The following is a 24,077-nucleotide window of genomic DNA, read 5'->3' on the forward strand; positions in this document are numbered from 1 at the left end:
TTTAAAATACAAAACGCCCGATGAAGTACATCGAGCGTTTTAGTTAAAAAGTGTCAACCCATATCAGGACGGGTCAGGTAAACATCACTGCTCGCTCTGTCTATTCTTGTCTCATAAACCACTGAACACATTGAAAGGCCATATAAAACGGCTCAGTACCAAACGTTGCACAAGGTTCTGGTGGCTGAATCTCAATTACACCATCGCACTTGGAAATTATTCTAAGCGTTGGGCATACTTCTGACTTCATTTTAGTTGTAGATATGAACCATGACGTCATTAAGCCAGATAGAACCGCAATTTTTGGAATTTATGCAGCAAGAGATGCAAGTAGATGCAGCTCATGATCTTAAACACGTAAAACGCGTGGTCAAAACAGCGAAACAGCTCTGCAAAGAAGAAAATGCAGACATCGCGATTGTATTACCGGCTGCCTATTTGCATGATTGCTTTACTTACCCGAAAGATCACCCAAATCGCAAAGAGAGCTCAATCATCGCAGCCAAAAAAGCGGTCGCATTTTTAGAGAGTATCGATTATCCGCAGCAATATCATGATGCCATTGCTCATGCGATAGAGGCACACAGCTTTAGCGCAAACATCAGGCCAAATACGTTGGAAGCCAAAATCGTCCAAGATGCCGACCGTCTGGACGCTTTAGGCGCAATTGGCGTGACGCGATGCATTCAAGTCAGCACTCAATTTAACGCGCAACTTTACAACGACAGCGATATATTTGCCGAAGAACGTGAACTTAACGATAAACAATTCACTCTGGATCACTTTCAAACCAAGTTATTCAAAATCGCTGAAACCATGAACACGGAGTCAGCGAGACGCGAAGCGCAAAAACGCAAAACCTTTATGCAAACGTACCTAGAGCAGTTACACGACGAGGTAACAGCGTAAATGTCAGAAAGCTATACGTTAATTAAAGAGCTTAAACGCCAACTAAAGTTAGCTGGGCTGCATTATGCGGATGTTGCACAACACCTTAATTTAAGTGAAGGAAGCGTCAAACGTTTACTCGCTGAAGGTCAGCACATTAGCCTTGAGCGCTTAGAACGAATTTGCCAATTGATTGGTTTAGAAATGGCGGAACTATTTAAGCTCGCGGCTGCGCACAATAAAGGTCTAGAGTCGCTAACGTTAGAGCAAGAAAAGCAGCTGGTTGACGATAAAGCCCTGCTGCTCGTGGCGATCTGTGTTGTAAATGGCTATCAGTTTGAACAAATCGTTCAGCAATATACCTTCAATGAGTTGGAACTGGTGCAAAAGCTTGCTCATTTGGATCGGCTGAACATCATCGACTTGCAGCCAAATAACAAAATTCGTTTGCGTATATCTCCGACATTTAAGTGGCAGATGGGCGGCCCTATTCAACGGTTCTTCCAACAGCAAGTTCAAGACGCCTTTTTCCAAAGCTACTTTTCTGGTGAAGATGAAAAGTTCTCCATGGCAACAGGATTGATGAGTGTACCAACCAACAAGAAGCTACAACAGAAACTGCAAAAGGTCATCGATGAGTTTTATCAGGCTTGCCAAAGTGATAGCTCTCTCGATATGGACGAAAAACACGGCACCTCTCTGATTATTGCGATGCGTCGCTGGACGTTCCCTCTGTTTGAACCATGGGAAAGAAAACTCACCAATAAGTCTCGCAATTAGTAACTCAATAAACAAATGGAAATAAAAGCAACGAATTTCGTTACTTTTGGTGGCATACAACGTCACTTGAAAGAGAAAGCTGGTTTAATCGTTCATTGAGCATAAAGTGCTCCCATCTCATTCGACTTTGTTTAATCGGGGCCCGTATGTTTTTCTCAAAACGCTTTTTTCCTTACTTTGTGACGCAATGCCTTGGCGCACTCAATGACAACATCTACAAAAACGTTCTGTTATTGATGGTGACATACAGCCAAATTGATAACCTACCAATATCCGTCAATCTATTCGTTAATTTGGCGGCAGGCTTATTCATCCTACCTTTCTTTCTATTCTCAGCGCATGCTGGTGCCGTCGCTGACAGCATGGACAAAGCCAAATTAATCCGACGTCTAAAGCTCATCGAGCTGGCTATCATGTCTTGCGCAGCAACCGCTATTGCCACCCAAAGTGCCATGCTGATGCTGGTTCTGCTGTTTATGACAGGCACTCAATCGGCCTATTTTGGCCCCGTGAAATACGCCTTACTACCACAAGCGCTCAAACCAAATGAGCTTGTTAAAGGAAATGCTTGGGTTGAAATGGGCACGTTTCTTTCGATTCTTATAGGTACGCTTAGCGCAGGCCTGCTGCTAGCCATTCCTAATGGTACCTTGATTGCTTCTTGTACCGTGATTGCCTTGTCTTTGCTTGGGTTCATGAGCAGCGTGAATATTCCAGCGATGCCTAGCCAATCAGATGACAAAGCGAAATTTGAACCGATTTCTGGTTTAAAGAACACGTTAAAAGTGGCAAAAAAGCAGAGAGGCATCTGGATGTCTATTCTTGCCATCAGTTGGTTCTGGTTCATGGGTGCGACTTACCTAACTCAATTCCCTAACTTCGCACGCGAACATTTGTTCGCAGATAGCACTGTCGTTTCTTTACTGTTGGCATTGTTTTCCATTGGTATCGCGACAGGCTCTTGGTTGTGTGAAAAGCTCTCTTTCAACCACGTTGAGCTTGGTATTTTGCCATTCGGTATCCTTGGTCTGACAGTCTTTGGCGTCGACTTGCTATGGGCAGTCCCAAGTTATCCATCACTTCCGGTGCACTTTTATGATGTTCAAAGCTTCGTTGCTGAATCAAAACATCTACGCGTCATGATTGACCTGTTCCTTGTTGGTGTAAGCGGCGGTGTCTTTATTGTTCCTCTTTATGCGTTCATCCAATCGCGTTCAAACAAAGGGGAGTGTGCACGTGCCATTGCTGCTAACAACATCATGAATGCGTTGTTTATGGTGGTGTCTGCTTTGGTTTCGATCGTTGTACTCAGCGTACTAGAGCTTTCTATTGTGGAACTGTTTGTCATGATGGCAATAGGTAACTTCTTCGTGGCAATCTATGTCTATCGTCAAGTACCGGAATTCACACAACGCTTTATCAGTTATTTACTCAGCCATTGTATGTATCGTGTGTCCGTAAAGGGGCGCCAACATATTCCTGAACAAGGTGCTGCGTTAATCGTGGCTAACCATGTTAGCTATGTCGATGCATTGATTTTGATGGGAACCTCTACTCGCCCGGTTCGTTTTGTGATGGACAAATCCATCAGCGAGCTACCTGTTCTTAAATATGTATTCCGTCATGCCGGTGTTATCCCGATCTGTTCTCCACGTAAGTGTGCCGACACTTACCGACGAGCATTTGAACAGATTGAACAAGCACTTAACGACGGTGAGGTTGTCTGTATCTTCCCTGAGGGTCGTTTAACGTCTAACGGTCAATTGGGTGAGTTTCGCCCTGGTGTAGAGAAAATCCTTGAACGTAACCCTGTTCCTGTCATCCCTATGGCGTTAAAAGGGCTTTGGGGTTCTTTTTTCAGCCACAAAGGCGGACATGCTCTCACAAAACGACCGACTCGTTTTTGGTCAAAAGTGGATGTTGTTATCGGTGAAGTGTTAAGTCCTGCGTCTTTAAATCGTCATCAATTGCAACAACAAGTACAGGATTTACTGGGCTGAGTCGCTTGCTACAGCAGTCAAACTTTGCAGCAAAACGTAAATATGCACCACAAAGCACAAGTAGTTTCTTGTCAATTAGAGTAGGATATCTACGACGTCATAAATCTAGGAGGTATTATGAAAATCATCATCTTACATGGTCTTTATATGCATGGGCTGGTCATGCAGCCTCTTAGCCAAAAGCTGAGAAAACTCGGATACGAAACGCAAGTACTCAGCTATAACACCGTTGCTATCGATGAGTCTTCACTGTTTGATTCTATTGATCATTCGCTTAATCCACTGACCACAAACGTGCTCGTGGGACACAGCTTGGGAGGCTTGATGATTAAGCGCTATCTCGCCAACAGAAAACCGAGCACTAACTTAATCTCTCATGTTGTCGCTATCGGTTCGCCTCTGAAAGGCGCGTCCATTGTAGGTCGAATTCAAGATCTCGGATTGGGTGCAATTTTAGGCAATTCGCCACACCACGGATTAAACAAACATGATGACGCTTGGGATTTCCCTCAAAAACTCGGCAGTATCGCAGGAACGATGCCGATTGGCGCTCGCCCATTGTTGATCCGTAATGACAACACCATGTCGGACGGTACCGTTACCGTAGAAGAGACAAGACTGGACGGTATGCAAGATCATATCGAAGTGAAGCAAACGCATACGAGCCTGATTTACAACACCTTCGTGCCGCAGCAGATTGATCACTTTATTCGCACAGATTATTTCCGTCGATAGCACACTTTTCCATCATACAGATGGAATCGACTTTCCAAGCTATTCAGTTCGCAGTACTATCCTAGCTCCACTTCTTCACAACTTAGATGAAGTGGTACATTTTTAATTGTTCTCAGGGCGGGGCGAAATTCCCCACCGGCGGTATACTTTTTCAAGTGAGCCCGCGAGCGCTCGATTCGTCGAGGTCAGCAGATCTGGTGAGATGCCAGAGCCGACGGTTATAGTCCGGATGAAAGAGAATAAGAATACACCAGCATAGCGAGTCAGATCGCTAAGAATGCTGGTGCACTTCTTTTTGATCGTATTTTACGGCGATCTCTCATACCGCCCTGATTCTGGTGAAATTTAGGAGTTAACCATGAATCAGTCATCACTACTTGCCGAATTCGGCGACCCAATTACTCGCGTTGAAAACGCACTTATCGCTTTAAAAGAAGGCCGTGGCGTACTGCTTCTTGATGATGAAGATCGCGAAAACGAAGGCGATATCATTTATTCAGTCGAGCACCTCACTAACGAGCAAATGGCATTGATGATCCGCGAATGTAGCGGCATCGTTTGTTTGTGCTTGACAGATGCTCAAGCAGACAAACTGGAACTGCCTCCAATGGTAGTAAACAACAACAGCGCAAACCAAACCGCATTTACGGTTTCTATTGAAGCGAAAGTTGGTGTAACAACGGGGGTTTCAGCAGCAGACCGAGTGACGACCATTAAAACGGCGGCAAACCCGCATGCGAAACCTGAAGATCTTGCTCGCCCGGGCCACGTATTCCCTCTGCGCGCACGTCCAGGTGGTGTAATGACTCGCCGTGGTCACACAGAAGGTACGATTGACCTGATGCAAATGGCAGGGCTTCAACCCGCTGGCGTACTATGTGAAGTGACCAATCCAGATGGCACGATGGCAAAGGCACCGGAGATCGTAGCATTCGGTCGCCTGCACAACATGCCGGTACTGACGATTGAAGATATGGTAATGTACCTAAACCAGTTCGAGTTGAAACTGGCATAGTCAGATCTCAGCTCTTGAAAAAAGCCGCGCATTTGTGCGGCTTTTTTGATCGATCCTCTTTGCACTTGAGTAGTTATACTTATTGAAAACAAGGGGAACAACACCATGAAAGGATTACTGAAACTCGCCGCTCTCGTTAGCTTTCTCTCCATGAATTCGCTTACTCTTGCATCTGAGTGCCCTGATATTCTTCAAGGTAAGCAAAGGTTGTTAAACTCAACGGAAGAAGTCGATCTATGCGAAAGCTTTAAGGGAAAGACACTACTAATCGTCAATACAGCAAGCCAGTGCGGCTTCACTCCTCAGTTCGAACAGTTAGAAACCCTCTATCAAACTTACAAAGACCAAAACTTCACCGTTATCGGTTTCCCGAGCAATGACTTTCGACAAGATAGAGGAAGCGAAACAAACACAGCGAAAGTCTGTTATCTCGATTACGGGGTCACCTTTCCAATGATGGCTCGCTCTTCAGTATTAGGTGTAGATGCGAACCCAGTCTTCAACCAGATTACTAACCAAGCAGGCATAAAACCAAAATGGAACTTCTACAAGTTTCTAATTAGCTCTGAAGGTAAAGTTATTGCTACTTTTCCAAGCTCCACATCACCGACAAGTACTACGCTTACCAATATGATAGAGCAACAATTGTAAGGTGACGACCATGACAACACGCTCAACCATGCTACAACTCGGTTACTTAGGCCTGGTTCCATTTGTGTTTAGTTTAGGGCTGATTTTCACTGACATCTCACTCTTCAATTTAAGTGGTCAGCAATTTTTCATCGCATATAGCGCCGTTATATTAAGTTTTTTATCCGGCATCCTTTGGGGTAATGGCATTGAGCATTACTACCACCGCCTTAGCCGAAATATATTAATTCTCAGCAACCTTTTTGTCTTACTAGCTTGGGGCGCACTACTGCAGGGCCACAAACATTACGCAGTCGCAACCCTACTCTTAGCAATTGGGTACCTTGCTGTTTGGTATGCAGAAAAGCTCGTGAGGAAAGTCGAACAAGACGCCGAGCCCAAGGGATATCAAGGAATGAGGAGCAAACTGACCTTCGGCGTAATCGTAATGCACGGATTGGCTTTAGTTTCATAACCTGGTCTGTCCAGTACTAAGATCACAAAAAAACGTCTTTTTATAAAACAATGTTCATTTCGTGAATGCACACATATTTTGAACACTGTTTTGTTTCATTTATGAATCAATCCACATATAAGTAATTCAAAGCATTCACAAAGGATATGAATATGTTTTTTCGCAAACTTTTGTTTAGCACTGCGATGATCAATGCAACGACAGGTTGCGTGTCTTACCAGGCACAACAAGCCGCCGCTCAAACAGTAAATAATACAGGCGCTGTGCTTACCAATGTGATTAAAACTACGATTGCTCAGCCATGTAATGTTGCAATCACTGCTGCTAGCTTGTTTTATCCGCATGCCATATTTATGACTAGTGTTCCGACTCAAGCATGTACAAGCGTTCTTAGATAATACGAGTGTGATAAGCATAAAAAATGGCGACTCTACTGTCGCCATTTTTAAGCTTCAATGCTATTTATAGTTACAGCGTCAATAAGTAATTAACTAATTGATTGTACTCGTCGTAAGTACGAATTTCGTTGGCCAAAACAATGTATTTATTGTTCACAACCACACCCGGAACCCCTCTTAACGTGCTGGCAGAGAATTGCTTATCAAAACCTTTCTGCATTGAGTTTACGGCGAAACTGTTGTAAGCCGCATCAAACTTCTTACCTTCTACGCCATTATCAACGAAGAGTTGTTTCAGCTCAGCTTCGTCTTTTGGCGCTTGTCGCTTTTGATGAATTTGGGCAAACATGGCAGGAATCATTGTATCTTCAACCCCGAGCGACACCATCGTCGCGTAGGACTTGGCCATCGGAATCGCCATATCTCCGCCCATGAACCCCACATGTACCTTTTCAAACTTTGCCTCTTTTGGCAGAGCAGGTTTTAAACGCTCAATAAGCGACTCAAACTTGTAGCAATGTGGGCAATAAAAAGAAAAGAATTCCGTCACAACAGGTTTCGATGCTTTCTTAACATCCAGAACTTTGTAGTGCTTCCCTTCTTCAAATTGCGCTGCATGAGCGGTAAAAGTCAGTAAAATTGCACTACATAAGGCAAGTAGTTTTTTCATTGTTTATTTCCTTGTGGCATTCAAATGCCAAATCATTTCATTTGGTAAAAAGGGGTAAACCCCAAGTAATTTGAGATGAGGAATTAAACAATCGGAGGACGATAAAGCTTGGTGATCACTGTCACTACTTTTTCGACTAGAGGCCTATCAATCAAAGCAAGGCTATAAGGAAGAAGCAGTAAGTCGTTTTGAGATAAGTTGGCGGGAATTTTGACCATGCAGGAAGAGCTACAACTCGTGTGAGATTGTTGTGCCTTATTGATGGCTGACTCATCGTGATGTGATTCTACGCAGTCGTCATTGACGCCAAGTTGTTTGTGCAGAGCAGCCTGTTGAACAATAAGATCGCGTACTTCAATTGTTTTCATCGGAGCGGAAGCCTGCGCCACAGGAGCGACACTACTCAAAAGCATAGCAACTAAGCAAACTATCGCAGTCAACAATGTACGGTTAAACTTCAACATAGCTACATCAAGGAAAATGGTGATTTAAGATAATACATGATAACGGTTTGACTTCAAGATACGGACTCTCGGCTCGCTAACAAACTCTGTTCTTTGACTATTTTAGGCTAGTGAATTTTCTCTCTAACGCTCCCTCAGTACACGAAACCAGCACAACGAGCTATTCACCGTTCGGATACTCCCCTCATCAGATACCAGCAACAATTCGATAAAACTTGAAATCATTATGAAACACGAGTAATAGTTAGAACAGTTTTTGTACGAACAAGGAAAGATCAATGCTTAAAAAAAGATTCTTTAAGACAAAAGATGAAGTCGAAGTCACGTTCGAGCTAGATAAAGATCAGTGGGACTCTGTCCAAATTGCTGGAGACTTCAACAACTGGCAGCCAGAACCGATGAAATTAGTGAAGAAAAGTCGTCAGTTTAAATTTAAAACCCGCTTACCTAAAGCGCGGAATGTTCAGTTCCGTTACTTGCTCGATGACGCGAAGTGGGAAAATGACCCACAAGCTGATGCTTACGTTCCAAATGCATTTGGCAGCGACAACAGCGTCGTATGTACCACCGAATAAGCGGTAATTTCGCTTTAAGATTCCATACCTAGGCGCAAACGTTGCGCCTTTTTACATCTCTCGAAATGTGATTGGTGATTAGATTTAAATCATTAATTGGCAATTTTATCCAATTAACTCATCCGATAACCTTATTCTGAGAAAGCTTTATTTGAAATAATTCGTAAATTTGTTTAAGTTCCATTGATATTAAATATTGTATACATCACTTAAATGAACGCACAACAAATCAAACCATCTCTAATCATTGTGGAAGACGATCCCAAATTACAAACTATGTTGGGTGAGTATTTTGTTGAACAAGGTTTTCAGGTCAAATGTATCGACAATGGGACGGACGCACCCAATGCGATTATTGACACACAACCAGACGTGGTGCTGTTAGATTTGATGCTACCCGGGCAAGATGGTCTGAGTGTATGTCGTCAAATCCGAGAATGCTACAAAGGCAAAGTGTTGATGCTAACAGCAAGTGATGATGACTTCGATCATGTCGCCGCATTAGAAATAGGCGCAGATGACTTTGTTACTAAACCCATCAAACCTCGCGTATTGCTGGCTCGTATTCGCATGCTATTAAGAAGAAAAGAGGCGGCGCCTACCGAGTCCGAAAACGGCCTACAAATTGGTGTTCTGTGTTTAAACCGGTTGCGTAAATCGTGCGTAATGAACCAAGAAGAAATTGCGCTGACAGACGGCGAGTTCGATTTGTTGTGGGTTCTTGCAACGCATGCTGAAAAAACACTATCACGCGAGTGGCTGACCAAAACACTGCGTGGTATTGAATACGATGGAACAGACCGCACCATTGATAATCGCATAGTGACACTGAGAAAGAAGCTAGGCGATGCTTCTTGCTCACCACAAAAAATCATTACCGTTCGCGGCAAAGGCTACCTATTTATGCCTGATGCATGGAATGAATAATGAGACGTATTTATCTGGAAAGCTTTGTTGGCCTTATCATTCTGTTTATGGCTAGCTTGTGGGGATACGAGTTCTTAGTTTATGAGATCAACACAGATTATGACTACCTATTACAAGAGCATGAGGGTCAAGCTTTTCACGATCTGATCTATCCTATCTATAAAGAACACGGATTAGAATATACTCAACAACAGTTGGAACAATTTGCCACATCAAGCCATCGTTTGTTGGTGCCTCATACGCTTGAAGAGCTTCCAACAGACATCAAAAAGGCGTTTGAAAGTGATACCTCCGTTAACGTCGCTTACGATGAAGAAAGGGATATCTGGTTCCGCCTAGATGCGAGTACGCCTATCTTTAAAATGAGCGATAATCCGAATAGTCCTGTGGTTAAAGCAGCCAACTTTGATGACAATATAGTTTGGTTGTTCTTTTTAGCTGGATTTGCTCTGTATTGCATATTGTTGATCTGGTTCTTAAGCCGTCGGATTCGAGAGCTAGAGAGAGTGACCGTTGAGTTTGCCTCAGGTAATTTCAAGGCTCGAGCTAGTACCTCAAGCGCTAAGTCTGTTGGGACGTTAAACAAAAGCTTTAACACGATGGCCGATAAAGTATCTCGCTTGATCACTAGCAATAAAATGCTAACTAACGCCGTTGCACATGAATTGCGTACCCCAATCTTCCGCTTACAATGGCAAGCAGATTTGTTATCGGATTCAACCTTAACTGAACAACAGAAAAAGTATGTTTACAGTATCGTCGAAGACATTGACGAGATGGAAGAAATGGTTGAAGAATTGCTTTACTACGCAAAGATGGAGCGTCCTGACACAGCATTACAAACTCAAGAAGAAGTCGTCCTATTCAACTTAGTCAAAGAGTTACGACAGAGATGGCAAAAAGAGACTACGCTCGCTATCTCGCTTCAAGAAGTAAACTCAGAAAACGTTCTCGCGTTTGCTGACCCAAAATTGTTAAAGCGAGCCTTAGATAACTTGCTGCGCAATGCAATGCGGTACGCAGATAAGCAGATTTTAGTAGAGATAAAACACGATCAGCACCGCTGCTTCATCAATGTTCATGATGATGGCATAGGTATTGAAGAAAAGCATTGGCCTCATCTATTCGAACCATTTTACAGCGCGGATGAATCTCGCAACAAAAAGACGAGCGGGTTTGGGCTCGGTTTGGCGATTGTCAGACAGATAATGGAGCTTCAACGTGGAGAAGTTTCGATTTGCCATAGCCCACTTGGAGGAGCTTGCTTCACACTTAGCCTCAAAAAATCAGACAGTTAACTTAACCTTCCTACCCCGTTTACAGAAGACGACACTTCAATACACTCAAGCGACAGAGCCCAACAATAAAACAGTGTACATTTAATCCATAAGATTCACACACTAAATGGATAGTACTCATGTATAAATCTTTTATCCTGATTATGGCGCTTACTTCTACGCTTACAGCTTGCGCCTACAACCAAAAACCTGTCGTCGACATGACCAATGTCGACCCTAGTACATATGAACAAGACTTTCTTTACTGCCAAGGCTATGCAGAAAATGTCGACAAATCAGAGGCAGCGAAATCTGAAGCCACTAATGGGGCAGTTACAGGCGCATTGATCGGCGCAGCTGCTGGTGCGCTAGAAGACGGATTAGGTGGAGCGGCTGTCGGTGCTGCTGCCGGCGGTGCTGTAGGAGCTGGAGCTGGTGCTTTGAGTGGAACAAATGATTCAACCAAAACTCAATCTCTCGTATTGCGTAAATGCCTCCAGCACAAAGGCTATACCGTCTACGATCTTGATTAAATAAGCACTTTTCTTAAATTATCGCGCGATGGATTCTATTCACAAATGTTTCACGCTGTAACGATTAATCTCGTTACCTCTCTGGGATATGTGTTCCATCCCAATGCTTAAATAGTAAGGTCATATTTTGAAGCCAGGTAAAACAGGTATACGCCGTGTCATGGATGCGACCGGCTATTCATTTCAAGGATTGAAAGCCGCATGGACACACGAAGCCGCTTTTAGACAAGAATTGATTCTCGCCTTGGTGCTTTCCGTCTGTGCTTTTTTCCTTCCTGTCACCACATACGAAAGAGTGCTGATGATCAGTAGCCTGTTCTTGGTATTGATCGTCGAACTCATTAACTCCGCCGTAGAAGCGGTTGTCGACCGTGTTAGCGATGACTGGCACGAGCTCAGTGGTAGAGCCAAAGATATTGGCTCAGCAGCAGTATTTGTTGCGTTAACTCTTGCCCTTTTTATTTGGGCTTCGTTCTTGCTCTAATTTTTATTCAAGACACTCATTATGAAGACACATGATTTACAACAGAGAGGTATCTCTTACGTTACCTTTACTTTCCTGTTGGCGCTGTATTTCGCTCTCGTCGTAAATATCCCTATTTATAAAGAACTGATCGGCATCTTTACACACTTAGATAATGTCAAGATTGGATTTATTATCACAATACCAATTTTCTTTCTTGCCGCGCTCAATTTCCTTTTTAATTTATTTAGTTGGCCTTGGATCGGCAAGCCGTTCTTTATAATTTTAATCATTGTTTCAAGTATGGTGAGCTACGCAAGCTATAACTATGGCACACTTTTCGATTCTGGAATGATTGCCAATATTGTTGAAACCGATTCGAGCGAGGCGAGTTCTTACCTGAGTGCTCACTCTGTAATTTGGACGCTGATTATGGGAGTTATCCCATCGATAATTGTCTTTAAGGTCAAGCTGCAATCTCAACGTCACCAATTACTGTACTTCTCTATTACCAAATTAGTATCGATGCTGTCGTCGCTAGCTGTCATCGCCGTCATTGCCAGCGTGTACTATCAAGACTACGCATCTGTAGGGCGCAACAATAGCCACCTAAAAAAAATCATCATACCCACCCAGTTCGTTTACAGCACGACCGGGTATGTGAAGGAGAAATATTTCACCACGCCAGAGCCATATCGAGAAATCGGCACAGATGCAAAGCAGTCAGATAGCGCCGTACAGCAAGCACAGCGCAAACCAACACTACTGGTTTTTGTCGTAGGAGAAACCGCTCGAACGCAGAACTACCAACTCAATGGCTATACACGAGAGACAAACCCTTATACTAGTAAATTGGATGTTATCTCATTTCAAGACGTCGCATCTTGTGGCACCGCGACTGCTGTATCTGTGCCTTGTATGTTTTCACAGCTCACGCGAAACGAGTTTGAACGCACCAAAGCGGATAACCAGGACAATGCTCTCGATATAATGCTGCGCGCTGGGGTTGACCTCATTTGGAAAGAAAATGACGGTGGGGATAAAGAAGTAGCCCACAAGATCAAGAAAATTGAAGTGGATCGAAAGCAAGTAAGCCCTATGTGTAATGGCCAAACTTGTTACGACATGGCGCTATTAGATCATTTTGATCAGGAAGTCGCGGATATGCACGGTAACCGAGTGGTCGCCATGCACCTTATAGGAAGCCACGGTCCGACCTATTTTCAGCGTTACCCAAGAGACAACGCCTTCTTTAAACCAGACTGTCCACGTGCAGATATCGAAAACTGTAGCATCGAACAAATAGTGAACACATATGACAATACCATACGCTACACCGATCTTGTATTGGCAGAAACCATCAAAAAACTTAAAGCGTTAGAGTCTGAGTATAATACCGCGCTAATTTATATATCGGATCACGGTGAGTCACTAGGCGAAAATGGATTGTTCTTACATGGTATGCCTTATGGCCTTGCACCAGATTTCCAAAAACGCGTTCCTTTGATCATGTGGCTGTCTTCGGGCTTTAAACAAGCGAAGCAGATCAATACCGACTGTTTGTATAAACAAGCACAGAATGCAGGCCAATACTCACATGATAACGTATTCCACTCTTTATTAGGCATTATGGATGTACAAACTCAAGCCTACGATAGCAAGTTAGATATATTCAAAGCCTGCCGAGCCGTTTCCTGAATCATTCAATAAAGCCTGGCTCAAAGTGTGAATCAGGCTTTTTCTAACAAGGTATTTAAACTCATCGCCGCGCCAAGCGTTATACTGACAGTCCGCGATCCATACATCGAGATAAGGACTAGGATGAAAATTGGTATTATTGGTCTAGGGGATATCGCTCAGAAAGCATACCTTCCTGTTATCACTCAGCTTCCAAATATCGAACTTGTATTTTGTACCCGCAACCCAAACACACTTGAGAGCCTGGCTAAGCAGTATCGAATCTCAGAGATCTGCCAAGACTACCAGCAACTTCTACACTTTGGCGTCGATGCCGTCATGATTCATGCGGCAACAAGCGTACACCCTCAAATAGCGGCATTTTTTCTGCAGCATGGAATTCCAACCTTTGTCGACAAACCATTAGCGAACAGTGCTGATGACGTGGAAAAGCTGTACGACATTGCCGAAAAAGAGAGACAGCCACTCTATGTGGGCTTTAACCGTCGTCACATTCCACTTTACAACCAACATATGCCACAAGTGCAGCAAGGCAACATATCTGACTTAAAGTCGCTACGCTGGGAAAAGAACCGTCACCAACTACCGGGGGATGTTCGTACCTTTATATTTGATGATTTTATTCACCCATTAGACAGCGTTAACGTCACAGCCAAAGCCGATCTAAGAGATGCTTATGTAACTCATCAACTTGAAGGTGGTCAGTTGGCGCGTTTAGATATTCAGTGGCAACATGGAGATACTTTGCTCCACGCCTCGATGAATCGCCACTTCGGTATCACTACAGAGCGCGTTCAAGCTTGTTATGCAAACAAGGCAGTTGAGTTCGACTCCTTCGTTGAAGGCAAACTATGGCAAGCTAACCAAGAGCAAAAAATCAATTTGAAAGACTGGACGCCAATGCTGACGAGTAAAGGTTTCCATTCGATGTTGCTCGATTGGTTTGGCGTCGTTGAGTCTGGAAATATTGCTGATGAAGTAGTAACACGCAACATTGCCAGCCATCGATTGGCAGAGCAAATTTGTCAATATCTCGAGAAAGTTGTCTCTAGATAATGCGATTCTTGGCTATATGCTTGATTGAGTATTACGCTCTATACTAAAAAGACTTGCCTTAGGGAAGGCATTCATTCTCTGTTAAGACTACGGCGATTATTCTATCAATCAGGTCAATGAGGGCACGAAAGCACACATCGACAAAACAGACGGTTTAGATTTGTTTTACGGTGCTCTCAGGTATCTGGATCATCACATTCAAGAATAAAGGAAATAGAATGAGAACACTTGGTAACATCATTTGGTTTGTATTTGGTGGCGTATTTATGGGGTTGCTATGGTGGTTTTTTGGTATTTTGGCCTTTATTAGCATCATCGGAATACCTTGGGGGCGTGCGTGTATCGTTATGGGTAATTTTTCCTTTTTCCCATTCGGTAAAGAGGCCATCTCACGCGATGAATTGACCAATGAAATGGACATTGGCACGAGTCCGCTCGGCGTTATTGGTAACGTCCTTTGGTTTGTATTTGCAGGCCTTTGGTTAGCTATCGGTCACGTACTTTCTGCCGCAGCATGCTTTGTCACCATAATCGGCATTCCGTTTGCGCTCCAACACCTCAAGCTAGCGGTTATTTCACTCGCACCAATTGGTAAAACGGTTGTATCGTCTGAAGAAGCTGCAATGGCTCGATATAACATCAATCGTTAGCGATCGGCTAATGCACTTTCTATCCTCTGGGCAGTCATGCTCAGAGGGTAACGCCCGTCAAAAGTAAGCCTATAATCGCTATCGCATATTCAATAATGGCTGATTGTATATTCATACCGTCACCTTTACGTTGAAGTTTATCCTAGCTCAGCACTGCTTTACTTTTATAATTAATCAATACACCCAAGTGAGTTCAAGATGCTAGACTCATAGCGTCGTCACTGATTCAAACTCCAAGAACGACGTAACGAAAAAGCGAGCTATCCTATGCTCGAAATATGGGTTCTTTCCCCCCTCGAAGTAGAGTTCAACAACAAAAAAGACGAACTATAATCATAGCCAAAATTAATGCTTTTCGACCTAAAATATCTCACATCAATCAAAGAAAGCTTCTAAGATTTTCTCTTTTTGAGTAAATATAGACAGTTACAGTAGCGAAATTCTTCTCGGTAAAAATCCCCACTCAATCTCATGATCAGTTTTTAAAAAAACAACAAAAATTCGTTGTTATCTAGAGTAATTATTTTATTTGTCGCAGAGCAATTCCATCAATATCATTTGCGACATCGGAGCGCTAGAGCATTGAACTTTTTAGCATTTATCACAGGTATAGAACGTAAAAAACCTTTTATTACTTATTTTTCTTTTTTACATATGTTCTAACTCAACGTCTATTCAGACAGGAATATACCGTGGATAAATATCAAGCAGCTTATGCTAAACGTCTAGAGAAACTAAATGGTGATCCATCTCCTAAAACGATAGCCCGCCTTTCGGCTTGGGATGCGTTTTTTAACAAGGAGTACGAGCTCCAAGACTTGGAATACCAGCTATCGGACGCTGCACACCAGCACTATGAACAGTCGCATGCGAAGAGCGACATTAGCTTCAAAGAATTCAAACGAGCGTTCTATAATGAATCCATCAAAATTTACAATTTAACTGATGGCGCTTCTATCCAGAAAGTATTCACCCCATTACTTTTGCTTACAACGCTCTGGATAGTGTTTGTATGCCTATTTAACAAGTGATCATCAAACTATTCCAACAACGATCAGTATGGGACTACAGGTATGGCTCTATGTCAGGGGGGCTAATTGGCTCGGTCTCCTTCACTAAATTAGTGACTCAATTACCCGCAATTCCATAGGCTAAAAGTGACAAGGGCATCCATTGATGCCCTTTTTATTCAAAGGAACGCAACCTAGACCTTTGGCCCACTTGGGTATAAAACCATTATGCGTTAAGCTGCACGCTATTATCCGATTGATAAAGAGTGGAGCGAAGTGATGGAAAAAGTAGGCTCTCGAGCATTGATTGTCGAAGGTGGAGCCATGCGAGGCGTATTTTCATGCGGCATACTCGATCATTTTCTTGCTAGCGAGTTCTCTCCATTTGATAGCTTTTGGGGAGTGTCTGCGGGTGCTAGCAACTTGGCTGCCTACTTAGCTAAAATGCCCGGACGTAACTTAAAAATCTACCTCGATTACAGCTTAAGAAAAGAATTTATCTCTCCATCTCAACTTCTACGTGGTGGTGATATGATGAACTTAGACTGGATGTGGAATGTCACCCTCGAAGAACTTGGCATCGATAAATCTGCGCTCAAAGCTGATTCACGACCTTTCTTTTTAGGCGTGACGCGTCAAGACAATGGGCAAGCGGAGTACCACCTTCCTGATGTCGACGACTTGGCAGAAACAATGAAAGCCAGCAGCGCACTGCCTGTACTTTACCGAAATGGCGTATCACTGAACGGAATTAGATACGTTGATGGTGGCGTCTCAGACGCACTTCCTGTTGCAGAAGCAATAAAGCGAGGAGCCAAAAAGATTATGATTTTACGCAGCCAGCCCGCAAGCTATCAAAAGCCAAGAGGAAGATTCAGCGCCCTAACTAGGAGGATGTTGAAAGAAACGCCCGGATTAATTGAACCGATGTTGACACGTGAAGTTCGCTACAATCAGACCTTAGCGCTGATCAACAACCCACCACCTGGTATCAAAATCATTCAAGTGTGTCCTCCTGAAACATTCAAGTTGAAACGGCTGAGTCGATCGCCAGCACCACTGCGTCATGCTTATGAGTTAGGAATTGAAGCAGGAAAGGAAGCCATCATACGATGGAGTCAGAAGTAGAAAAAAGCCACGTGGATTAAACGTGGCTAACGCAAATTCGATGGCAGTGGATTATCGTATTTGCTTCTGGTCGAGCCCAATATTCAGGCTCAAAACTGTTTTAATTTGCTCGCTAACTGAAAAAGCGAGTAGGCTGTCAAAACTAGTAAGTTTCAAACAACCCAGAGTTGTAGTCTTGGATGGCTTGTTCTATCTCTTCCATGCTATTCATGACAAAAGGGCCATAATGCACCACGGGTTCATTAATTGGCTCACCAATAAAGATCAGTGCACCACTCTCTTTTTCGGCCTGCAATTCAACCCATTCACCTTTCGATAAAATGGCCATTTCGCCTTGATTGATCTCACGACCTTTTAATTGAATACGACCTTTATAGACATAGAGCATCATGTTGTTGTCTTGATCCGTGTTCAAATTCAAAGCTTGACCACCCATCGCTCTCCAATCGGCTACCGTGGCAGCAACACCTGTCTCTGTTAGCGGCCCCTGAATTCGTTCGTTGTTTATAGTCATATGACCCGCAATCAAACGTACAACCCCCGTATTCGGAGTATCAAACTCAGTGATCGTTTCAGGTTGAAAGTCATGATATTGAGCTGGCTGCATCTTATTTTTCGCAGGCTGGTTAATCCAAATTTGGAAACCATGCAGTTCGCCTTCCTTCATAATAGGCATTTCGCTATGGATGACGCCTCTTCCTGCTGCCATCCACTGTGCACCACCGGAACGAAGCTCGCCAACATTATCCATATGATCACGATGCTGGAAATGACCTTTCAACATATAAGTAAGCGTCTCGATACCGCGGTGCGGATGCGGAGGGAAACCGCCGATATAGTCAGCACGGTCTTCTGATTTGAGTTCATCCATCATCAAAAATGGAGAAAAGCTAGCATGATTGAAACCCGCTACTCGGCGAATTTTCACTCCATCACCATCAGCAGTAGCTTGCGCAGGAATAAGCTGACGAATTTCTCTGAATGTACTCATACTAGTTCTCCTAGTTTATCTTTGTGACCGCTTGCAAATCGCATGTTCAATCTATGGCTATCGATAAGGTTCTATTTTAGGTTGATGAGCTAAAATTATGAGCCATACTATTCGTTCTACTTATTCAACTTTTTCGAACAATACAATTTATCGAGTTAATAATGAGCACATTTAATTTATCTAAAATAAATGTAGCTATTTTCTAAACAAGGTGTATAGTGTGCCTTGGCTCTTAGAAGAGAGCTGTTAATGCAACATTTAGTTTAAGTTTCCTCTCAGTAAAATCTTGAATCCCCAATTCAGACACCTGCGTACAACTTCCTCTTGATTGAACATTCAATAGCTTAGAAAAGATCCACAAAACAAATCATAATTTTAATGTTTAATTCAAAGGTATTTTTATGTCTAAAGTAACTGGTTCAGTAAAATGGTTTAACGAAACTAAAGGCTTCGGTTTTCTATCTCAAGACAACGGCGGCCAAGATGTATTCGTACACTTTAACGCTATCGTTTCTGACGGTTTCAAAACACTGACTGAAGGTCAGAAAGTAAGCTTCAATGTAGAGCAAGGTAAAAAAGGTCCTCAAGCGACTGAAGTAACTCCTCTATAAGACTGCTTTTCTTGGTGTAGCATGCCCATGCTGCACCAAACCTCTCTCCTTCAAAAATATTCTTTCATCAATCACTCAGCCTAATTTTAGGCATTGCTTTGTGCTATCTAAAATAAACTGAATAGTACTGCTTAATTTATTATTTATAGGAAAAATCATGTCCTCAAAAAGAACTGGCCGTCAAAGGCATTGGTATCAATTACTTAACAAAGAGAAAATCACTAAAAAAACAGGAGAATAAATGTTAGAAATTGAATTTAATTTAGAACAACCTCAAACCTCTTGGAACGCTAAAATACATCAATTAAATGGTGATATTTTACGAAGACACGTATTACCGAAACTTCTTTCTCATAGCTTTATGATCGATTTTGAATATTGTGAGAAAACGCAATCTGGAACTATTCTCTGTGATTCAGGTTCAAAGTTAGGAAGTTTTACTGTTAACTGATTCAGTTTTCATGCATTAATGGATAATGCAACTAATTTGGAAGGTATCCAATGGCTAGAAAAAGTAAGAAGCAGTCAGAAAAAGACAAAAAAGAGTCTGAACAAAACGCGGCGGCGGTAAAGCAGAAAACTCGACGCCGCATAGAAGACATTATGGAACAAAGAGAATTTGATAAGTTATTCGATCTATAAATGCTCTCTAGTGCTTTCTCTGCCTTTATCGTTGTGCAAGGTACCGCCACCTACCTTTGCTCAAACGAATCTCCACTCTTTTAGACTACTCTTCTAATTACACGTGCCTCTCACACACGCAAAAACAACTGGCTCCTCTATACTCAAGTGACTTGCAAATAATCGTTTCGCTCACAGGAAACCCCGTGACTAATGACAGCTAGGTTATTTGCGTATAGCCAAAGCGATATTTTTGCGTATAATCCCTCTCGTTTGCTTCGTATAACCCCAATGATATGGTTTGGGGGTCTCTACCAGTTCCCGCAAAGTGCTGATTACGAAGAGTTGAGATCATCGTGGGTCTTACTCTTTGTGATAGCGTTCGATTTATTTCTATCTATACCTATTCTTAGAGTAACTGCATCCACAATACACATAAGGTGGAATATGAACGCATTTATTCAAGGTCTTCCAAAAGTAGAGCTGCACTTACATATCGAAGGTTCACTTGAGCCGGAACTCTTATTCAAATTAGCAAAACGAAACGGCATCGAGATCCCTTACTCTTCTCCGAGTGAACTACGCAGTGCATATCAGTTCACTGACTTACAATCATTTCTCGACCTCTATTACCAAGGAGCGGGAGTTCTGCGTACGGAGCAAGATTTTTACGATCTCACTTGGGAATACTTACTGCACTGTAAAGAAGACAACGTTGTTCATACCGAAATCTTTTTTGACCCTCAAACACACACAGAACGCGGCATAGACTTTGACACTGTTATCAATGGAATCGCTCGCGCGCTAAAAGATGGTCACGAAAAACTTGGCATTACCTCGCAAATTATTGCGTGTTTTCTCCGTCACCTTTCAGAAGAGAGTGCCATAGAGACCCTACAGGCTATTCTGAAACACCGTGATAAGATCATTGGTGTTGGACTAGATTCTTCAGAACAAGGTCATCCGCCAGCTAAATTCAAGCGCGTATTTAAACAAGCAGTAGAAGAAGGCTTACTTACCGTTGCTCACGCAGGTGAAGAAGGCCCCGCACAAAATATTAGCGATGCAATTGAAATGCTTTACGTGAGCCGCGTGGATCACGGTGTTCGCTGTGTTGATGATGAAGCATTAGTTGAATCCTTAATCGAAAGCCAAATGCCACTGACAGTGTGTCCGTTATCGAATCTTAAGCTATGTGTATTCGACGATATGAAAGATCACAATATTGTGGATTTGCTACGAAAAGGTGTCGCCGTAACGATTAACTCAGACGATCCTGTGTACTTTGGTGGCTACATGACGGATAACTTTCTGGCCGTCAACAACGCACATCCAATGAGTAAGAGTGAACTTGCCCAATTTACAATGAACGCGATTGATGCCAGCTTTATCGATAACGAGTTAAAGGCGAAATATCGTCACCTTGTTAGCCAATACGTAAACCAGCACGAAGCGTTGCAATAAAGGCATCAGTGCCACGCCTTAGGTCAAACGCGTAGGTATTAAAACCCTACAAAAACTCTGTGGTTAACCGCATTTATAAACGCTAGACTGAGAAAGCTAAACTAGCACACAAAAAGGAATAGAATCATGATTCAACAAGGCCAAGCTCTACCAGTTGCAACTCTAAGTGAGTTGACTGCCGATGGTATGGTTAACCACGACGTTACAGAACTGTTTGCGAACAAGAAAGTCGTACTCTTTGCTGTACCTGGCGCATTCACCCCTACCTGTTCAGAAGCTCATCTACCAGGCTATGTGGTATTAGCTGATGAGCTAAAGGCAAAAGGTGTTGATGTAATTGCGTGCGTTTCTGTAAACGATGCATTTGTGATGCAAGCGTGGGGCGAAGCTCAAAATGCTTCTGAGATTCTGATGTTGGGTGATGGCGACGCTAGCTTTACTAAAGCATTGGGTCTTGAAATGGATACAGGCGGCTTTGGTGGTATTCGCTCACAACGTTACGCGATGATCATTGAAAACGGCACAGTGACTAAGCTTAACGTTGAAGAGCCAAAAGAGTTTGAAGCAAGCAAAGCAGAAACGATTTTATCGGCGCTTTAAGCTTACTCCTAAATACAAAAACGGAAGCCATCGCTTCCGTTTTTTGTTGGCTAACGCATTCTGACAACACTCGTTTGTTGCTTACGCTGCATTTCCGCAAAAGTCAGCACAAACGGGGATGACTGCTTTACACGGCTTGGTAATGAAGAAAGCGCATTGTAGGCATCCTGTTTCGTTTTAAAATCACCAACAGTTACCGTATACCAACGCGTGCCTCGGCTGTTTTTCCAGTTAACCCAAACCGGATGCTTAGGATCGATATAGCGAATATAATCTTTCACATCTTTTTCTTGCTTTAGCGCGAGTACCTGCATTGTGTAATGGTTTGGGTTTAAATAACCATATGCATCCTGAGAGGTCATGACTCCAACACATTGGCCGCTATCGACCTCCTGCTGGTAAGGCATAGCGCAGCCCATGAGCGATAAAATCAATGTCAAAGATAAAATCTTGTGCACGTGTCACTCCATTCTTGTTCTAGTTTCTTTTCTCTCGCACCCAAAAACACAAAACGCTCTTGGTCAGGTAAAAACACACCCTTACAAGAAGGCCTGCGTTTTAACGCAACGAGTATTCCAAAAACGTAAGGCGACCACGTTGGTCGCCTTAGTAAATTGATTTAATAGAACATTAACAAGATAGAGTGATATAGACAGAAGTTCGCTACTGTTTAGAACCAGCTAGCGACCAATTGTTTAAACCAGTCTAAAATTCGCTTGAATAAACTGCCTTCCTCCACGGACTCCAATGCAACGAGCTCGGCTTCATTTACGACCTTACCGTCGACTTTGTAAAGCACTTTACCAACCACTTGTTGCTCAGAAATTGGCGCAACTAAATCACCGTTGTATTCAACTTCCGCTTGCAGATTTTTTACATCTCCTTTTGGCAAAGTGAGATAAACATCGTTAGCTACGCCGACAGTAAGCTCGTCTTTTTCGCCCATCCAAACTCGAGCTTTCGCAAGTTCCGCACCCGCCTCAGTCGGCATTACCGTATCGTAAAAGCGGAAGCCATAACTCAACAGCTGCTTGCTTTCTGATTCACGAACATTCTCACTCTTCGCTCCCATCACTACGGCAATCAAACGCATATCACCTTGTGTTGCAGAAGTCGCTAGACTATAACCCGCGCCGCTTGTATAACCAGTTTTCATGCCATCGACATTCATACTACGATCACGAAGCAAGCCATTACGGTTGTATTGAGTGATGCCATTGTAAGTAAACGAGGTTTCGCTATACAGCGGATAGATATCAGGTAAGTCACGAATAATCGCTTGGCCCAACTTGGCAATATCATAAGGTGTCGAATATAAACCGTCACTGTCTAGGCCGTGAGGGTTGGTGAATGCCGTGTTAGACAATTCAAGCTTGGCGGCCCAACTATTCATCAAACTCACAAACCCTGATTCACTTCCCGCAACATGCTCAGCAATAGCGACACTGGCATCGTTACCAGATTGAACAATCAGACCACGGTATAAGTCAGACAAAGAAACGGAAGTATTGACTTCAATAAACATTTTTGAAGAATCTGGGAAATTTTTTGCCCAAGCATTTCGGCTGATGACAACCTCATCATTCAACGTAATATTGCCTGTATTAATTTCTTGACCAGCTACATAAGCAGTCATCAACTTCGTTAAACTCGCGGGGTTTAAACGTTTGTGGGCATCACGTTCAACCAGTACTTTCCCCGTATGGAAGTCCATCAAAACATAACCACGAGAACTGAGTTCCGGCGCATTTGGCACAACTGAAGGCGCAGCATAAGCCAACGAGGATACAGCAGCGAACCCTGTAATTAACACTGTGTGTAATATAGTACTTTTTCTCATCATGACATCTTATCTTAGTAGCATTTAAGGCTTACAAACGGTACCCGAATGAATTCAAAGCGCGGGATTACCTAGTTAAAAAACGAGTATATTGAAACGGCGCTCAGTTACAGCCACCTTGTTACGATTGGTTACTTTTACTCAATGTTTGTCGAAAATAATGAGAGGTAGGTAGAGCTTTCGTCTTGAAGAATGAAACAGGAGCGAAAATAATTCCGTAACGCTATGTTTTTGAGAGGGGAGAAAAAGCGCGCAAGTCAATTCAGGGAGTAAGTTGGTATAGGAAAAGTAGTTGAGCTTTTATCCATATCTAAATAGGAAACAACAAAAACAATCAACAATAAGTCCAGCTAATTACTTACCAAGAAAACATATTGAAAACGCATCATAAAATCGTAATTAATTACCGATAAATTTAAAAACCTAATATTATAATTTATGTAAATTTCATTTATTATTAAACTGGAGAAAAATACAGCTTTCCTTTTTTAAAACTAAGAGACGATTTTTTCGATGTTTTTAGGTTTATCTCATCAGAGAACTTGGTATAACAGTGAGGGATAAGGCATCCGGACTTA

Annotated in this window: 28 protein-coding genes and 2 riboswitches; of the genes, 23 read left to right on the top strand and 5 right to left on the bottom strand. The window is 42.8% G+C overall.

Annotated elements, in window-relative coordinates:
• The first annotated feature begins 270 nt into the window (after positions 1–270).
• The 8 genes from R7R78_RS20950 (at position 271) to R7R78_RS20985 (ending at position 6,921) form a co-directional block, all read left to right on the top strand.
• Positions 271–909, top strand: a complete 639-nt coding sequence (locus R7R78_RS20950) for an HD domain-containing protein (protein WP_017819864.1) — start codon at positions 271–273, stop codon at positions 907–909.
• Positions 910–1,668 (top strand): helix-turn-helix domain-containing protein, encoded by a 759-nt coding sequence (locus tag R7R78_RS20955; protein WP_042522681.1) that lies wholly within the window; start codon positions 910–912, stop codon positions 1,666–1,668.
• A 146-nt stretch (positions 1,669–1,814) separates the two neighbouring features.
• On the top strand, positions 1,815–3,668 hold the full coding sequence (locus tag R7R78_RS20960) for an MFS transporter (RefSeq protein ID WP_213876900.1): 1,854 nt from the start codon (positions 1,815–1,817) through the stop codon (positions 3,666–3,668).
• Between the two features lie 117 nt (positions 3,669–3,785).
• The gene (locus R7R78_RS20965) at positions 3,786–4,403 is read left to right on the top strand and encodes a hypothetical protein (RefSeq protein ID WP_005373653.1); all 618 of its coding nucleotides are present in this window, start codon (positions 3,786–3,788) and stop codon (positions 4,401–4,403) included.
• A 104-nt stretch (positions 4,404–4,507) separates the two neighbouring features.
• Positions 4,508–4,648: riboswitch (FMN riboswitch) on the top strand.
• Between the two features lie 113 nt (positions 4,649–4,761).
• Positions 4,762–5,418 (top strand): 3,4-dihydroxy-2-butanone-4-phosphate synthase, encoded by a 657-nt coding sequence (ribB, locus tag R7R78_RS20970; RefSeq protein WP_005373655.1) that lies wholly within the window; start codon positions 4,762–4,764, stop codon positions 5,416–5,418.
• Between the two features lie 105 nt (positions 5,419–5,523).
• Positions 5,524–6,069, top strand: coding sequence for a glutathione peroxidase (locus tag R7R78_RS20975; RefSeq protein WP_115386525.1), 546 nt, complete (start codon positions 5,524–5,526; stop codon positions 6,067–6,069).
• Between the two features lie 10 nt (positions 6,070–6,079).
• A complete protein-coding gene (locus tag R7R78_RS20980; protein WP_005396352.1) occupies positions 6,080–6,523 on the top strand; it encodes a DUF3429 domain-containing protein in 444 nt (147 codons plus the stop codon).
• 152 nt (positions 6,524–6,675) lie between these two features.
• Positions 6,676–6,921, top strand: coding sequence for a hypothetical protein (locus tag R7R78_RS20985; RefSeq protein WP_005373664.1), 246 nt, complete (start codon positions 6,676–6,678; stop codon positions 6,919–6,921).
• 70 nt (positions 6,922–6,991) lie between these two features.
• Here R7R78_RS20985 and R7R78_RS20990 read toward each other — a convergent pair whose 3' ends face one another.
• Together R7R78_RS20990 and R7R78_RS20995 are read right to left on the bottom strand one after the other, a co-directional pair.
• Positions 6,992–7,591 carry a thiol:disulfide interchange protein DsbA/DsbL gene (locus tag R7R78_RS20990; RefSeq protein WP_137282779.1) on the bottom strand — a complete coding sequence of 200 codons (600 nt, stop codon included), beginning with the start codon at positions 7,589–7,591 and terminating at the stop codon, positions 6,992–6,994.
• A gap of 83 nt (positions 7,592–7,674) precedes the next feature.
• A complete protein-coding gene (locus R7R78_RS20995; protein ID WP_005373669.1) occupies positions 7,675–8,055 on the bottom strand; it encodes a hypothetical protein in 381 nt (126 codons plus the stop codon).
• 278 nt (positions 8,056–8,333) lie between these two features.
• On the opposite strand from R7R78_RS20995, the gene R7R78_RS21000 reads away from it, so the two are divergent.
• The 10 genes from R7R78_RS21000 (at position 8,334) to R7R78_RS21045 (ending at position 17,372) form a co-directional block, all read left to right on the top strand.
• Positions 8,334–8,630, top strand: a complete 297-nt coding sequence (locus R7R78_RS21000) for an isoamylase early set domain-containing protein (RefSeq protein WP_053349287.1) — start codon at positions 8,334–8,336, stop codon at positions 8,628–8,630.
• Between the two features lie 213 nt (positions 8,631–8,843).
• On the top strand, positions 8,844–9,557 hold the full coding sequence (locus R7R78_RS21005) for a response regulator (RefSeq protein WP_005373673.1): 714 nt from the start codon (positions 8,844–8,846) through the stop codon (positions 9,555–9,557).
• The gene (locus R7R78_RS21010; protein WP_005373675.1) at positions 9,557–10,855 is read left to right on the top strand and encodes an ATP-binding protein; all 1,299 of its coding nucleotides are present in this window, start codon (positions 9,557–9,559) and stop codon (positions 10,853–10,855) included. Before R7R78_RS21005 ends, R7R78_RS21010 begins: the two co-directional genes overlap by 1 nt.
• Positions 10,856–10,974: 119 nt before the next feature.
• Positions 10,975–11,367, top strand: a complete 393-nt coding sequence (locus R7R78_RS21015; RefSeq protein ID WP_005385575.1) for a hypothetical protein — start codon at positions 10,975–10,977, stop codon at positions 11,365–11,367.
• Between the two features lie 127 nt (positions 11,368–11,494).
• On the top strand, positions 11,495–11,851 hold the full coding sequence (locus tag R7R78_RS21020; RefSeq protein WP_017635149.1) for a diacylglycerol kinase: 357 nt from the start codon (positions 11,495–11,497) through the stop codon (positions 11,849–11,851).
• 21 nt (positions 11,852–11,872) lie between these two features.
• The gene (locus R7R78_RS21025) at positions 11,873–13,528 is read left to right on the top strand and encodes a phosphoethanolamine transferase (RefSeq protein ID WP_225474195.1); all 1,656 of its coding nucleotides are present in this window, start codon (positions 11,873–11,875) and stop codon (positions 13,526–13,528) included.
• 123 nt (positions 13,529–13,651) lie between these two features.
• Positions 13,652–14,584, top strand: coding sequence for a Gfo/Idh/MocA family protein (locus R7R78_RS21030; protein WP_167416160.1), 933 nt, complete (start codon positions 13,652–13,654; stop codon positions 14,582–14,584).
• Positions 14,585–14,802: 218 nt separating this feature from the next.
• The gene (locus R7R78_RS21035; protein WP_005373685.1) at positions 14,803–15,234 is read left to right on the top strand and encodes a YccF domain-containing protein; all 432 of its coding nucleotides are present in this window, start codon (positions 14,803–14,805) and stop codon (positions 15,232–15,234) included.
• 692 nt (positions 15,235–15,926) lie between these two features.
• Complete coding sequence (locus R7R78_RS21040) at positions 15,927–16,265, top strand: hypothetical protein (RefSeq protein WP_017635147.1); 339 nt, start codon at positions 15,927–15,929, stop codon at positions 16,263–16,265.
• Positions 16,266–16,523: 258 nt separating this feature from the next.
• Positions 16,524–17,372: a patatin family protein gene (locus R7R78_RS21045; RefSeq protein WP_167416161.1), complete on the top strand. Its 849-nt coding sequence runs from the start codon at positions 16,524–16,526 to the stop codon at positions 17,370–17,372.
• Between the two features lie 142 nt (positions 17,373–17,514).
• On the opposite strand, the gene R7R78_RS21050 is transcribed toward R7R78_RS21045, so the two are convergent.
• A complete protein-coding gene (locus R7R78_RS21050; protein ID WP_167416162.1) occupies positions 17,515–18,363 on the bottom strand; it encodes a pirin family protein in 849 nt (282 codons plus the stop codon).
• Between the two features lie 401 nt (positions 18,364–18,764).
• Here R7R78_RS21050 and R7R78_RS21055 point away from each other — a divergent pair, with 401 nt between their 5' ends.
• From R7R78_RS21055 to R7R78_RS21075, 5 genes are all read left to right on the top strand, one after another.
• Positions 18,765–18,974, top strand: coding sequence for a cold-shock protein (locus tag R7R78_RS21055; protein WP_005373691.1), 210 nt, complete (start codon positions 18,765–18,767; stop codon positions 18,972–18,974).
• 241 nt (positions 18,975–19,215) lie between these two features.
• Positions 19,216–19,425 (top strand): hypothetical protein, encoded by a 210-nt coding sequence (locus R7R78_RS21060; RefSeq protein ID WP_005373692.1) that lies wholly within the window; start codon positions 19,216–19,218, stop codon positions 19,423–19,425.
• A 50-nt stretch (positions 19,426–19,475) separates the two neighbouring features.
• Positions 19,476–19,616 (top strand): PA3496 family putative envelope integrity protein, encoded by a 141-nt coding sequence (locus R7R78_RS21065; protein ID WP_017633782.1) that lies wholly within the window; start codon positions 19,476–19,478, stop codon positions 19,614–19,616.
• Between the two features lie 237 nt (positions 19,617–19,853).
• Positions 19,854–19,953: riboswitch (purine riboswitch) on the top strand.
• An 89-nt stretch (positions 19,954–20,042) separates the two neighbouring features.
• Positions 20,043–21,059: an adenosine deaminase gene (locus R7R78_RS21070; protein WP_005373696.1), complete on the top strand. Its 1,017-nt coding sequence runs from the start codon at positions 20,043–20,045 to the stop codon at positions 21,057–21,059.
• Positions 21,060–21,185: 126 nt separating this feature from the next.
• Positions 21,186–21,659 carry a peroxiredoxin gene (locus R7R78_RS21075; protein ID WP_167416163.1) on the top strand — a complete coding sequence of 158 codons (474 nt, stop codon included), beginning with the start codon at positions 21,186–21,188 and terminating at the stop codon, positions 21,657–21,659.
• Positions 21,660–21,709: 50 nt separating this feature from the next.
• On the opposite strand, the gene R7R78_RS21080 is transcribed toward R7R78_RS21075, so the two are convergent.
• The gene (locus R7R78_RS21080; protein ID WP_005373701.1) at positions 21,710–22,117 is read right to left on the bottom strand and encodes an SPOR domain-containing protein; all 408 of its coding nucleotides are present in this window, start codon (positions 22,115–22,117) and stop codon (positions 21,710–21,712) included.
• Between the two features lie 212 nt (positions 22,118–22,329).
• A complete protein-coding gene (locus R7R78_RS21085) occupies positions 22,330–23,499 on the bottom strand; it encodes a D-alanyl-D-alanine carboxypeptidase family protein (protein ID WP_017819852.1) in 1,170 nt (389 codons plus the stop codon).
• Positions 23,500–24,077: the final 578 nt, after the last annotated feature.

This window comes from Vibrio sp. 2134-1 (genome assembly GCF_033339495.1).

Coding starts and splice junctions, on each gene's coding strand:
- R7R78_RS20950 (WP_017819864.1), top strand. CDS start 271: ATGACGTCATTAAGCCAGATAGAACCGCAATTTTTGGAATTTATGCAG.
- R7R78_RS20955 (WP_042522681.1), top strand. CDS start 910: ATGTCAGAAAGCTATACGTTAATTAAAGAGCTTAAACGCCAACTAAAG.
- R7R78_RS20960 (WP_213876900.1), top strand. CDS start 1,815: ATGTTTTTCTCAAAACGCTTTTTTCCTTACTTTGTGACGCAATGCCTT.
- R7R78_RS20965 (WP_005373653.1), top strand. CDS start 3,786: ATGAAAATCATCATCTTACATGGTCTTTATATGCATGGGCTGGTCATG.
- ribB (WP_005373655.1), top strand. CDS start 4,762: ATGAATCAGTCATCACTACTTGCCGAATTCGGCGACCCAATTACTCGC.
- R7R78_RS20975 (WP_115386525.1), top strand. CDS start 5,524: ATGAAAGGATTACTGAAACTCGCCGCTCTCGTTAGCTTTCTCTCCATG.
- R7R78_RS20980 (WP_005396352.1), top strand. CDS start 6,080: ATGACAACACGCTCAACCATGCTACAACTCGGTTACTTAGGCCTGGTT.
- R7R78_RS20985 (WP_005373664.1), top strand. CDS start 6,676: ATGTTTTTTCGCAAACTTTTGTTTAGCACTGCGATGATCAATGCAACG.
- R7R78_RS20990 (WP_137282779.1), bottom strand. CDS start 7,591: ATGAAAAAACTACTTGCCTTATGTAGTGCAATTTTACTGACTTTTACC.
- R7R78_RS20995 (WP_005373669.1), bottom strand. CDS start 8,055: ATGTTGAAGTTTAACCGTACATTGTTGACTGCGATAGTTTGCTTAGTT.
- R7R78_RS21000 (WP_053349287.1), top strand. CDS start 8,334: ATGCTTAAAAAAAGATTCTTTAAGACAAAAGATGAAGTCGAAGTCACG.
- R7R78_RS21005 (WP_005373673.1), top strand. CDS start 8,844: ATGAACGCACAACAAATCAAACCATCTCTAATCATTGTGGAAGACGAT.
- R7R78_RS21010 (WP_005373675.1), top strand. CDS start 9,557: ATGAGACGTATTTATCTGGAAAGCTTTGTTGGCCTTATCATTCTGTTT.
- R7R78_RS21015 (WP_005385575.1), top strand. CDS start 10,975: ATGTATAAATCTTTTATCCTGATTATGGCGCTTACTTCTACGCTTACA.
- R7R78_RS21025 (WP_225474195.1), top strand. CDS start 11,873: ATGAAGACACATGATTTACAACAGAGAGGTATCTCTTACGTTACCTTT.
- R7R78_RS21030 (WP_167416160.1), top strand. CDS start 13,652: ATGAAAATTGGTATTATTGGTCTAGGGGATATCGCTCAGAAAGCATAC.
- R7R78_RS21035 (WP_005373685.1), top strand. CDS start 14,803: ATGAGAACACTTGGTAACATCATTTGGTTTGTATTTGGTGGCGTATTT.
- R7R78_RS21045 (WP_167416161.1), top strand. CDS start 16,524: ATGGAAAAAGTAGGCTCTCGAGCATTGATTGTCGAAGGTGGAGCCATG.
- R7R78_RS21050 (WP_167416162.1), bottom strand. CDS start 18,363: ATGAGTACATTCAGAGAAATTCGTCAGCTTATTCCTGCGCAAGCTACT.
- R7R78_RS21055 (WP_005373691.1), top strand. CDS start 18,765: ATGTCTAAAGTAACTGGTTCAGTAAAATGGTTTAACGAAACTAAAGGC.
- R7R78_RS21060 (WP_005373692.1), top strand. CDS start 19,216: ATGTTAGAAATTGAATTTAATTTAGAACAACCTCAAACCTCTTGGAAC.
- R7R78_RS21065 (WP_017633782.1), top strand. CDS start 19,476: ATGGCTAGAAAAAGTAAGAAGCAGTCAGAAAAAGACAAAAAAGAGTCT.
- R7R78_RS21070 (WP_005373696.1), top strand. CDS start 20,043: ATGAACGCATTTATTCAAGGTCTTCCAAAAGTAGAGCTGCACTTACAT.
- R7R78_RS21075 (WP_167416163.1), top strand. CDS start 21,186: ATGATTCAACAAGGCCAAGCTCTACCAGTTGCAACTCTAAGTGAGTTG.
- R7R78_RS21085 (WP_017819852.1), bottom strand. CDS start 23,499: ATGAGAAAAAGTACTATATTACACACAGTGTTAATTACAGGGTTCGCT.